We start from the raw sequence: 11,849 nt of genomic DNA on the forward strand, positions 1-11,849 counted from the left end.
ATCCGGAGTCCGACTACCGTGAACCGCCGCAACCACCGGCACCTCCCGGCCGCCCTGGCCCTCGCCACCGCCACCGCCCTGCTGGTCAGCTCGTGCAGCAGCTCGGGATCGGAGGACGACCAGGACTCGGCCGACGGCACCCCGAGCAACTCCCCCGCGGCCACCGCGCCGAGCACCCCCGGCACCCCCGACCCGAGCACCACCGAGCCGGGCACGCCGACCCCCGCGCCCACCGCTCCCGGCACCACCGCACCCGCCCCGGGCACGCCCGGCAGCAGCACGCCTCCCGGCACCCCGCAGGGCACCGGCACCCCGCCGGGCAACCCGGCACCGCCGGCCGGCGCCCGCTGGCAGCCCACCCCGGGCCTCGCCTGGCAGTGGCAACTCGGCGGCGGCGTCGACCAGTCGGTGGACGTCCCGGTCTACGACATCGACGGCTTCGAGAACGACGCCTCGGTGGTGGCCGCGCTGCACGCCAAGGGCCGCAAGGTGATCTGCTACATCAACGCCGGCTCCTGGGAGGACTTCCGCCCCGACTCCGCCGCCTTCGCCAAGTCCCTCCAGGGCTCGGACACCGGCTGGAAGGGCGAGAAGTGGTTCGACATCCGCAAGCTCGACCAGCTGAAGCCGCTGATGGCCGCCCGCTTCGACATGTGCCGGAGCAAGGGCTTCGACGCCGTCGAGCCGGACACCATCGAGGCGTACAACCAGAACAGCGGCTTCCCGCTGACCCCGGACGACCAGCTCAGGTACAACCGGATGCTGGCCCAGCTCGCCCACGAACGCGGCCTGGCCATCGGCCTGAAGAACGACCTGGACCAGATCCCGGCCCTGCTCCCGGACTTCGACTTCGCGGTCAACGAGGAGTGCGCGCAGTTCGACGAGTGCGACCGGGTCGCGCCCTTCGTCAAGGCGGGCAAGGCGGTCTTCCACGTCGAGTACAAGCTCGACACGGACCAGTTCTGCGGCAAGGCCAAGTCGCTGGGCTTCAGTTCGATGCGGAAGAAGCTCGAACTGAACGCCTGGCGCAAGCCCTGCTGAGGTGTTCGTCTTCCGTCGCGCGGGTGACCCGGACGAGGGTCACCCGCGCGAGGGTCACTTGACCGCCAGCCAGACGACGGCGCCCAGGACGACCAGCACGACAACGGCGACCAGCGCGATCACGCCGGTGCGGCCGCTGCTCTTGCTGCTGCCGTAGGTGGAAACGTTGCCCGGGGCCTGGGGCGCCGGGCTCTCGTCGACGAACGCCCGGAACATCTGGGTGCTGCCGGCGGGGTCGTAGTCGTTGTCAGCCATGGCACGGACTCTAACGAATCGGCCCACCTCGGGCACACCCCGGACCCCCGTCGCGCGGACCACACCACCCTTCCGTGCAACAGCCTCGTGAAGACCGCGGGGTTCCCGGAATGCCGGGCCGGGCCATGGGGTTGACTGCCTTCATGACCGGAAACCACAGCCGGGTGAGCCTCGGCACCTCCGACCTGTCCGTCTTCCCGCTCTCCCTCGGCGGCAACGTCTTCGGCTGGACGGCCGACGAACAGCAGTCCTTCGCCGTCCTGGACGCCTACGCGGCGGCCGGCGGAAACTTCGTCGACACCGCCGACGTCTACTCCTCCTGGGCCCCGGGCAACACCGGCGGCGAGTCCGAGACCGTCCTCGGCAACTGGCTGCGCAGCCGCGGCAACCGCGAGGACGTCGTGATCGCCACCAAGGTCGGCATGCTCGCCGAGCGCGGTGGCCTGGGCGCCGCCAACATCAAGGCCGCGGCCGAGGACTCGCTGCGCCGCCTGGGCGTCGAGCGGATCGACCTCTACTACACCCACCGGGACGACGACACCCCGGTCGAGGAGTTCGTCACCGCGCTGGACGAGCTGGTCCGCGAGGGCAAGGTCCGGGCCGTCGCCGCCTCCAACATCTCCGCCGAGCGGCTCACCGAGGCGCTGGCCTTCGCCGAGCGCGAGGGCCTGGCGAAGTACGTCGCCGTCCAGCCGCACTACAACCTGGTCTCGCGCGGCACCTTCGAGGGCCCGCTGGCCGACGTGGTCGCCGAGCACGGCCTGGCCACCGTCCCGTACTACGCGCTGGCCTCCGGCTTCCTGACCGGCAAGTACCGTCCGGGCGCCGACGGCGTGGCCAGCGCCCGCGCCGAGGGCGCCGCCCGCTACCTGGCCGAGCCGCGCGGCCCCAAGGTGCTGGAGGCGCTGGACACCGTCGCCGCCGAGCAGGGGGTGGAGCCCGCCTCCGTCGCCCTGGCCTGGCTCGCCGCCCGTCCGACGGTCGCCGCCCCGATCGCCAGCGCCCGCACCGTCGAGCAGCTCCCGCCGCTGCTGGTCGGCGCCACCCTGCAGCTCACCCCGGAGCAGACCGCCCTGCTGGACGCCGCCTCCGCCTGAGCCGGATCCGGCACCGCGGCCGCTCCGAACGCGGTCCGGGCCCCGACAGCGGCGCGCTGTCGGGGCCCGGTACGGCCTTCGCCGTCATGGCCGCGCGGTCACGGCCGCCCGAAGTGGGTGGGGTAGTAGCCCTGGCTGAGGGTCGAGATCCGGACGGTCGTGCCCGGCCGGGGAGCCTCCACGAACTTGTTGCCACCGAGGTAGATCCCCACGTGGTGGATCCCCGAGGCCCGGCCGCTGTCGGACCAGAACACCAGGTCGCCGCGGCGCAGCTGCCCGGCGCTGATCGGCGTGGTCGCCGCGTACTGGTCGTCGGCCACCCGCGGCAGGCTGATCCCCGCGCGCCGGTAGGCCTGCTGGACCAGCCCCGAGCAGTCGTAGCCGGACGGGCCGTTGCCGCCCCAGACGTACGGCTTGCCCAGCTGGGCGAGCGCGTAGTCGATGGCCGACTCCATGTTCCCGGAGGCCGGTGCGGGGTTCGCCGACGGACGGCTCGCGGGGGGCGCGGGCTGCGCGGGGGTCCGGGCGGAGCCGCCGGACTGCCCAGTGCGGCTCGCGTAGACGTCGTAGTGGCTGGTCCAACGCCACTCGCCGCTGCCGTTCTTGAACCAGTACTTCGAGCCGTCCCAGCCCTGGCGCATCCCGGCGGAGGAGGCCGAGCCGTTGGAGACGGCCTGAGCGGAGGAACCGGAGGAACCGGAGGAGCCGCCGGACTGCCCGGTACGGCTCGCGTAGACGTCGTAGTGGCTGGTCCAACGCCACTCGCCGCTGCCGTTCTTGAACCAGTACTTCGAGCCGTCCCAGCCCTGCTTCCCGGCCGCGGCGTGCGCGGATCCGGCGCCGGCCGTCAGGCCGACGACGCCGGCGCCCGCCAGCACGGTGGTGGCCAGGCAGGTGCCCCGCACGGCCCGGTGTATTCGGCTGCCGCCGGCCGCCGCCGCGGAGCGGGCGGTGCGCGGCCGGACGACGCAGTTCGGGCAGCCGCAGCCCGCGAGCGCGGGGATGCTGCCGAGGCGCTCCTCGAAGCCGATCAGTCCGGGATCGCCGTCGGGGCCGATACCGGACTCGGCGTACGCGCCGGTGGCTATCCTCATGCGGGTCGTCCTTCCTTCCGCCCGGCACGGGCGGCCGGGGACGGTACCGAGGCGGCCACTCCGGCCGGGGCGACGAAGGCGACCAGCAGCTGCTCCATCAGCGCGCTGCGGGCGGCCTCGTCCAGTTCGTGCGCGGTGGCCCGCTCCAGCCGGCGGACGGCGAGCGCCGCGGCCTCGACCGCGTCGTCCACCAGCACCGTGCGCAGGCCCGCGTCCAGGTCGGCCAGTCTGCGCCGGCGCATCGACTCGGCCACCTCGGGCGCGTAGTCCAGGGCCAGCGGCTGCACCGAGTAGACCTCCAGGCCGGCCGGGGCGACCTCGGCGGCCAGCGCCCTGGTCATCTCGTCGGCGAACCACTGTCCGTCGCGCAGCGCGGGGCCGGGCGCGGCGTTGCTGTCGCAGGGCAGGGTGGACGCGGTGCGGGTGAGCACGGCCTGGACCTGCTCGCGCAGGTAGCTCTCGTGGTCCTCGATCGCGAGCAGCGCCCGCGCGGTGTCCTTGACCCGCCAGACGATCAGCAGCCGGACCACGATCGGCGTGCCGGTGCGGTCCACCACCTTGACCGGCTCGCTGCGCCAGTGCCGCAGCCGCACGTCCACCCGGCGGCGGCGCAGCAGCGGGTTGACCCAGACCAGGCCGGTCCGGCGGACGGTGCCCCGGTAGCGGCCCCAGCGGGTCAGCACCCGGGTCTCGCCGCCCGCGTTGGCCAGCAGCCCGGCGAGCGTGAACACCACCAGCAGGCCGGCGGCGGCCACCGCGGCGATCCACGGCGCGTCCACCTCCACCCGGCCGCTCTCCCGCGCGGCGCTGCCGCGCAGGTCGGGCAGCGCGTCCCAGTACGGGATGACGCCGGTGCGCAGCAGCACGAGCAGCACGCCGCCCACGCCGATCAGCACCGCCAGCAGGGCCAGCCAGCCGGGCAGCGCGGTGGCGCGCTGCTCGCGCAGCGCCTGGTCGGCGCGCGGCGGGCGCCGGGAGGTGGTGGCGGTCAGGGCCCCGGCCACCAGGGGGTCCGGAAGTTCGACGGTCTCCGGGGCGGCCGACTCCAGCGGGTCCCGCAGGTCCGCCGAGCCGCCGTGGGAGGGGCTCGGGACGACGGCCAGCGGGGTGGTCGCCGGACCGCTGTCGGCCGGGCCGCCCGGCTTGAGGGTCTTGACGGCGGTGGTCCCGGCCAGCGGGCCGGAGCCTACGGCGGAACGTTCCGGCAGGGCCGGCGGGAGCGCCTTGGGCAGGTTGTCGGGTCGCTGCGAAGAATCGCGGGTGACGTCCATGCACGGATCCTCTGGGTCGGTGTGTCGCGCAACGGGCGGCCCGGATCTGACGGGCAGTGCCAGGGTCAGGCTAAGTTCATACGTCATCAAATGCGACATTTGAGCCGAGGTGTGTCGACATTTACTGACGAATCATCCAAAGCCGACCTGACGCGCAGGCACATGAACTGATGGTCGGGACAGTTCGGCGCAGTTCAGCGCCGAGGAGCACCTGGCCTGCGGGCGAACACCCGACGGGTGATCAGCCCGAGGCCGGTGAGCACCAGCAGGAATCCGGCGATTCCACCGCGCCAGCCGGCCGCCCCGGACCGCCCGGACGCGCCCTGCGCGGTCTCCACCGGCGGCGCCGCCAACGGCGGAACCGCGTCCCCGGCGGGCCCGGCGGAGTCGACCGGGTCGGCGGCTCCGGCCGGTGAGGGCCCGGGCCGCACCGCGACGACGGCCGCGGCCGGGGCGCCGTGGCCGGTAGCGGGGGCCGGCGTCAGGCTCGGGGAGAAGGCCTCGGCGGTCGAAAGGGTCGGGACGACGGGCCTGGTGGAAGCGGCGGACGCGGCCGCCACGGTCTTCGCGGGCCCGGGAGTCGCCCTCGACGGCCCCGCCGACGGACCCGCCGACGGACCGGAGCCCACCGGACTCGCCGTCACCGGCCGTGCGCCCACCGGCGGAACGGCGACCGGCACCTCCGCTGGCGCCGCCACGACGGACGGAGTCGGCGAGGCCACCGCCGCACCCTGGGCGCTCGGGCTCGGCTTGGCGGGGCCCGAGGGCACCGCCGCCGCACCGGACGCCACCGGAGTCGGCGCCCCCGGCCTCGCCGCCACCGGGCTCGCTGCCGAACTCGACGCCGACACCGCCGCCGTCGGGCTCGACGCCCCCGGACCCGAAGCCGAAGCCGTAGCCGTCGCCGTCGCACTCGGAGCCGCCGCGCTCGGCAGCACCAGGCTCGGCAGTACCGAAGTCTGCGCCGCCGCACTCGGCACCGCCGGGCTCGACGCCCCCGGAGCGGGCGCCGCCTCCGCCGTGGCGACCCGTACCGGCACCGGCTCCGCCAAGGCCGCGTTCCCCGCCCGGTCGGTCGCCGTGACGGTCAGCCACTGCTCCCCGGCCGCCAGGTCCCGGTTGGCCGTGCAGCTCCAGCTCCCGTCGAACGCCGTCGTCGCCCCGCAGAGCACCGTCCGCCGTTCCGGCTCCGCGCCCGCGTCGGCCCCCGTCGTGACCAGCACGTCCGTGCCCGGATCCGCCCGGCCGGCCAGCTTCGGCCGGCTGACCCGCACGGCCTCCCCCGGGGCCGGCGAGGTGAGCACCGGCCGGCCCGGCAGGGCGGTGGAGACGACCAGCGGGACCGGCAGCCCGGCCGTCCGGTTGCCCGCCCGGTCGACCGCGACCGGGGTGAGCAGGTGCTTCCCGACCGTCAGGTCCTCGACCGGCAGGCAGGACCACGCGCCGCCCGCCGGCACCCCGGTGATGCACAGTTCGTCGCTGGAGCCCTCGTCGAGGACCGAGACGGTGCTGCCCGCCTCGCCGGTGCCGGTGAGCCGGAGCCCCGGGTCGTTGGTGTACGCGGGGACGGTGAGCGTGGGAGCGCCCGGCGGCACGGTCTTCACGTCGACCGTGACCGGATCGCCGCGCAGCACCACGCCGCCGCCGGTGGTCTCCACCGGGGTGAGGGCGTGCGGACCGACGGCCAGCTCCGTGCCGGGGCGGCAGGACCAGTCACCGCCGCTCCCGACCTCGGTCCGGCAGAGGACGGTGTCGCCCTCCCGGACCTCCACCGTGGCGCCGGCGACCGCGCCGTGGCCGCTGACCTGCGGGCGGGCGTCGGCGAGGACGGCACCGGCGACCGGCTCGGCGATCTCCGGCCGGGCGGCGCCGACGGTCAGCTCGATCCGCTGGTCGGCGGCCTGTCCGGAGTCGGCGAAGCCGCCGGAGGAGACGAGCTGTCCGGCGTCGCGGCCGATCCGCAGCCGGGCCCAGGTCTCACCCGAGGCCGCGCCGGGCGGGACGGTCCACTCCAGGGTCGCGGTGGCGGCGCCGACCGGGATCTCGGTCTGCACCCGCTGGGCGGGGTCGAACCGGCCGGTGCGGCCGAAGTCGATCCAGCCGGCCAGGGTGGCGGGCCGGTCGCCGACCGCGACCGGGACGGTGAGCCGGTAGTAGCGGCCGATCGCCGCCTCGGTGGGGAAGGGGAAGGCGATCGACGCGTCGGCGCCGCTGCGGCCGGTGCGCGCCGGGGCGGTCGCGCCGGCGCCCAGGAGGAGGTCGGAGGCCACGTGCGTGGCGGTGCCGTACTCCTGCGGGGCGGCGTCGAGGTCGACCCGGGCCGGGAGCCCGGAGGGCGGCACCGCCCGGTGTTCGGCGGACCGGGTGTCGGGGGACTGCAAAGCCGCCGCGAGCGGGACGTTCCACGCGGTCAGCAGCCCGCTCGCGAGGACGGCCAGGGCGACAGCCGTACGGGGAAACTGTCGGCTCATCCGGCTCTCCTTCGCGGTCGGCTGCCGGGGGGTGGGCAGTCTGCACAAGATCCGACAAAAAGGAATCACGATCCTGGGCCGGTCATACTGCGACACCGGTGCTTTTGGCCGTGTCCCACCCGTTCGGCGGTCATCCGGGCGGCAGGACGGGATGTACCCGAAACGGCTGCATTTCATCCATTAGGCGGCAATCGGCGCCACCCGAACGGACGCGGGAATGGCACCTCCAGGCCCATTCGGCGGACACCGGCCTCCGGGACGCGGCCACCCACCCGTGGCCTGTGTTCGAATCACTCGCCGGGCACGCCGGGGAAACGGAGAAGCCCCCGGCCGGTGGCCGGGGGCTTCTCGATGGTGCGCTCAGCAGGATTCGAACCTGCAACCTCTTGATCCGTAGTCAAGTGCTCTATCCGTTGAGCTATGAGCGCAAGGAACGGGCGAACCCGATCTTGCGGAGTTGAGTGCGCTCAGCAGGATTCGAACCTGCAACCTCTTGATCCGTAGTCAAGTGCTCTATCCGTTGAGCTATGAGCGCTCGCCCTGGTGAACGTTGCCGCCGGGGCGTTGCGGGGACAACATTACATGACCTGCGGCGTAGGACGAAATCGGTTGTTCCGGGCCCCGCCCGACCCCTCCCGACCTCCTCCCGGCCCCGCCGGGGCTGCGCTCCGGGCCGTCCCGGACCGCAGCCGGACCGCAGCCGGGAACGTGTCCGGGAACGCGAAGAGCCCCCGTCGACGAGATCGTCGACGGGGGCTCCCGACTGGCGGAGGCTGAGGGATTTGAACCCTCGATCAGGAATAACCCCGAAACCGCATTAGCAGTGCGGCGCCATAGACCGGACTAGGCGAAGCCTCCCCACAGGGATCGTACCCGCGCGAGCGGAGCCGTTCCGTGTGTCAGTGATGATGCCACAACCGTGGGGCTCGGCACCAACCGCCGCCAACGTTACTAGGCGGGTCGACTCCGCCGCAAAGAAGAATGAGATACTGCCGTCTCCGGAGGAGCTGCCCCGAGCCGAGGAGACCTGTCGACGTGAGCAGCAGGCCGATCCGAGGCGCTGCTCGCCTCGCCGCCATACTCGACGCCCTGCCCGACGCGTTGCTGCTGGTGAACAGCAACGGCACCGTCGTGGACGCCAACAGCGCGGCGGTCCAGGCGTTGCAGGCGCCGGGCACCTCACTGGTCGGCATGGGCGTGCTGGGTCTGCTGCCCGAGTTCGACCCCAGCCGCATCCCCGGCTCGATGCGACCGGCCACCCGCGACGGCGACGCCCTCGACCGCCCGGTCCGGATGACCGCCCACCGCACCGACGGCACCACCTTCCCGGTCGAGGTGTCCGGCAACGACTTCGCCGACGACGGCGACGGCCGCGGCTACGCGCGCTCCCCGTACGACTCGTACCGCGAGAACTCGCCCTCCTCCTCCGACCTGCTCCTGCTGCTGGTCCGCGACCTCTCCGGCCGGCTGGGCGTCGAGGCCGAGCTGCGCCGCCAGCACAAGCAGACCGAGATGATCCTGCGGGCCGCCGCCGAGGGCGTGCTCGGCGTCGACCTCGAAGGCCGCTGCGTGCTGGTCAACCCGGCCGCCGCGCACATCCTGGAATACCGGGCGAGCGAGCTGGGCGGGCGCGAGCTGCACCCGCTGATCCAGCACTCCCGGGCCGACGGCACCCCGCTGGCGCTGGAGGAGTCGGCGCTGCTGGACACCCTCACCTCCGGGCGCAAGCACCGGGTGCGCGGCACCGTGCTGTGGCGCAAGGACGGCCGGCCGGTCACCGTCGACCTCACCACCGCCCCGGTCCGGGACGGCGACCAGCTGGTCGGCGCGGTGATGACCTTCACCGACCGCAGCCGCGAACTCGCCCTGGTCGCCCGCAACGAGCACCTCACCGCCGTCCTGGAGAGCGAGCTGGGCAGTGCCCTGAACGCGCTGAACGAGCGGCTGGACGCGCTCGCCGCCGACCCGGCCGGCCAGCTCTGGCCGGAGGCCAACTGGACGCTGCGCCGGCTGGCCGCCGAGTGCCGCCGGTACGGGAAGCTGATCGACGGGGTGCTCGACCACCAGCGCTGCGAGGCCGGCGAGAGCGGCGCCGCCGAGGCCAAGGACAGCAAGGACGGCAAGGAGCCCAAGGCCGGCGCCAAGGACGGCAAGGACGGGCCGAAGGCCGCGTCCCGGGTCCCGGTCGGTCTGGACAAGGTGGTCCGCCGGGCCGTCGAGGAGGCCGGCGAGCTGGTCGGCCCCGGCCGGGTGCGGTTCTCGGTGCACGCCGCCGCGGTCGAGGTGATCGCCGACGAGCGGCGGCTGGCCCAGGCGCTGGCCCACCTGGTCGCCGACGTCAGCGGCGTCGGACTCTCCCTGGACGCCCCCGTCGCCCCCTCCCCCGGTCTGACCGTGCCCGGGCTGAACGGCGCCGCCGCGCCCGCGCTGCCGCCCGCCCCCGAGCCGCCGACCGTCGTGCTGGCCGCCGCCCAGCGCGGCGAGGTCGCCCGGGTCGAGATCCGCGGCCCCGGCGTCGGCGGCAGCCCCGTCCACCTGCCGATAGCCCGCGCGGTGGTCGAGCGCCACGGCGGCGTGCTCCAGCCGCACGAGCTGCCCGGCAAGGCCGGCACCACGTACGTCGTCGAGCTGCCGCTGGACCCGGTCGCCGCGAAGGCCGCCGCCGAGCGCGCCGCCGCCGAAGGCCGCTCCGACCGGCCCAAGGAGAGCGACAGCGCCGTCCTGCCGGAGCTCCCGGGCATCCCGCAGCTGCCCAGCAGCGGCGAGGGCGCCGAGCCCGCGGCGGCCGACGAGCAGCCCGCTTCCGAGACCCCGGAGGCCGCCGCGGCCCCCGCCGCGGAACGGGCGCCCGCCGAGGAGCCGCCCGCCGAGCGGCGCGGCCGCCGCGGCCGCCCGGCCGCCGAGACCCCGGTGTCCGACACCCCCGACGCCCCTGGCGTTCCCGGTGCTCCCGGTGCTCCCGGCAACCCCGACATTCCGGCCGACCAGTGGCCGAACGCCCCCGCCCGGGTGGAGCGGGCCGTCCCCGAGCAGTGGAACGGCACCGGCAACGACCCCGCGTACGGCCGCCAGGGCCTGGCCGGGCCGAACGGCGCCCAGAGCGACCCGTGGGGCAAGGACGACGGCCGCTCCGGCCCCGCCTACGCCGTGCCCGTCGAGGGCCACCGGGCGCAGCCGAACCGCCCCGGCGGGCGCGAGCCGCTCGCCCTCGGTCCGGCCCCCGCGCCCGCGCCCGCGCCCGCCGCCCCGGACGGCACCCCGCCCGGCGGCACCCCGACCGCCGAGGCGGCCCAGGAGCAGGCCTCCGGCGAGACCAGGCACCGCCGCCGCCGCGCGCTGCCCTCGGCCGAGGAGTCCTCCGGCGGCTTCGCCCTGCCCGGGGCGGCCGACACCCCGGTCTACCCCGGTCTGGAGCACGCCCTGCCGGCCGGCCCCGCGCCCGCGCCGCCCGAACCGGCCGCCGCCCCGACCGGGCGCCGCCGTCGGCTGGCCGTCCCGCCGGGGCCCGGCCCGGACGCCCTGGTGAACGCCTCCGGCCCGTCCGGACAGGGAGACCAAGGAGGCCAGGCCGGCCAGGCGCAGCCCTCCCCCGGCACCGCGCTGGCGCCCGCCCGGGCCGCGCTGCCCGCCGCCGAGGAGCCGTCCGGCCCGCGCCCGGTCGGCACCGGACTGGGCGAGCTCGCCCCGCCGCGCCAGCTCGGCCCGGTGCCCGCCGCCGCGCCGCAGCCGCCCGTCCCGGCCGACGCCGCCCGGACCGCGCCGCGCCCGATGGCCGAGCTCCCGCCCGCCGAGGAGCGGCCCGCACCCGAGCAGCCGTCGGCCCCGACCGGCGAGCTGGCCAACACCCGTCGGCTGCTGGTCTGGCCCGAGCCCGACCCGGCCACCAAGCAGGCCCTCCAGGCGCGCGGCTACCTGCCGGTGATCGTCCGCTCCCGCGAGGAGGTGGACGCCCAGGTCCCCGGCTTCCCCGCCGCCCTCTTCGTCGACCCGCTGACCGGCCCGATCACCCGCACCGCGCTCCAGTCGCTGCGCACCGCGGCGCTCAACCGCCGGGTCCCGGTGCTGGTCACCGCCGGCCTCGGCCAGGCCACCCGGGACGCCGCGTACGGGGCCGACCCGGCCGTCCTGCTGCGCGCCCTCGCGCCGCGCGACGGCGAGCAGCACGCCCCGCGGGTGCTGCTGGTCGAGGGCGACCCGGACATCGCCGCCGCCATGATCAGCAGCCTGGAGCGGCGCGGCATGCACGTCGAGCACGCGGTGGACGAGAACGACGCGGTGGCCCGGGCCAGCAGCGTGCAGCCCAACCTGGTGGTGATGGACCTGCTGCAGATCCGCCGCCGCCGGGTCGGCCTGCTGGACTGGCTGCGCGCCAACGACCGGCTGCACCGCACCCCGCTGGTGGTCTACACCTCGGTGGACCTCGACCCGCGCGAACTGCCCCGGCTGCGCACCGGCGAGACGGTGCTGTTCCTCGCCGAGCGCTCGACCAGCGAGGACGTCCAGTCCCGGATCGTCGACCTGCTCGGGCGGATCGGCGCGATGGGCGAGGCGGGCGTCGCCGCCGCCGGCTGAGGCACGCCGAACACGTGGAAGGGCCGGCCGCCCCCGTTCGTACGGGGG

At 75.4% G+C, this 11,849-nt stretch carries 7 protein-coding genes and 3 tRNA genes; 3 read left to right on the top strand and 7 right to left on the bottom strand.

Going from position 1 to position 11,849, the window contains the following annotated elements; translation table 11 throughout:
- Nucleotides 1–18: 18 nt before the first annotated feature.
- Nucleotides 19–1,041, top strand: coding sequence for an endo alpha-1,4 polygalactosaminidase (locus ACFCY1_RS31150; protein ID WP_375876741.1), 1,023 nt, complete (start codon nt 19–21; stop codon nt 1,039–1,041).
- Nucleotides 1,042–1,095: 54 nt separating this feature from the next.
- Here the strand turns inward: ACFCY1_RS31150 and ACFCY1_RS31155 are convergent, their stop codons facing one another.
- On the bottom strand, nt 1,096–1,296 hold the full coding sequence (locus tag ACFCY1_RS31155; RefSeq protein ID WP_049650146.1) for a hypothetical protein: 201 nt from the start codon (nt 1,294–1,296) through the stop codon (nt 1,096–1,098).
- A gap of 143 nt (nt 1,297–1,439) precedes the next feature.
- Between ACFCY1_RS31155 and ACFCY1_RS31160 the strand changes: the two genes are divergently transcribed.
- A complete protein-coding gene (locus ACFCY1_RS31160) occupies nt 1,440–2,393 on the top strand; it encodes an aldo/keto reductase (protein ID WP_049650145.1) in 954 nt (317 codons plus the stop codon).
- 98 nt (nt 2,394–2,491) lie between these two features.
- Here the strand turns inward: ACFCY1_RS31160 and ACFCY1_RS31165 are convergent, their stop codons facing one another.
- From ACFCY1_RS31165 to ACFCY1_RS31190, 6 genes are all read right to left on the bottom strand, one after another.
- The gene (locus ACFCY1_RS31165; protein ID WP_117488609.1) at nt 2,492–3,487 is read right to left on the bottom strand and encodes a C40 family peptidase; all 996 of its coding nucleotides are present in this window, start codon (nt 3,485–3,487) and stop codon (nt 2,492–2,494) included.
- Nucleotides 3,484–4,758 (bottom strand): SPFH domain-containing protein, encoded by a 1,275-nt coding sequence (locus ACFCY1_RS31170; RefSeq protein WP_375876742.1) that lies wholly within the window; start codon nt 4,756–4,758, stop codon nt 3,484–3,486. Before ACFCY1_RS31170 ends, ACFCY1_RS31165 begins: the two co-directional genes overlap by 4 nt.
- Nucleotides 4,759–4,952: 194 nt before the next feature.
- A complete protein-coding gene (locus ACFCY1_RS31175) occupies nt 4,953–7,229 on the bottom strand; it encodes an Ig-like domain-containing protein (protein WP_375876743.1) in 2,277 nt (758 codons plus the stop codon).
- A 352-nt stretch (nt 7,230–7,581) separates the two neighbouring features.
- Nucleotides 7,582–7,657 (bottom strand) — tRNA-Arg (locus ACFCY1_RS31180).
- 34 nt (nt 7,658–7,691) lie between these two features.
- Nucleotides 7,692–7,764 (bottom strand) — tRNA-Arg (locus ACFCY1_RS31185).
- 229 nt (nt 7,765–7,993) lie between these two features.
- A tRNA-Ser gene (locus ACFCY1_RS31190) sits at nt 7,994–8,087 on the bottom strand.
- A gap of 177 nt (nt 8,088–8,264) precedes the next feature.
- On the opposite strand from ACFCY1_RS31190, the gene ACFCY1_RS31195 reads away from it, so the two are divergent.
- Complete coding sequence (locus ACFCY1_RS31195) at nt 8,265–11,801, top strand: PAS domain-containing protein (RefSeq protein ID WP_375876744.1); 3,537 nt, start codon at nt 8,265–8,267, stop codon at nt 11,799–11,801.
- The last annotated feature ends 48 nt before the right edge of the window (nt 11,802–11,849 follow it).

The sequence above is a fragment of the Kitasatospora sp. NPDC056273 genome, from assembly GCF_042268845.1.
Taxonomy (GTDB): domain Bacteria; phylum Actinomycetota; class Actinomycetes; order Streptomycetales; family Streptomycetaceae; genus Kitasatospora.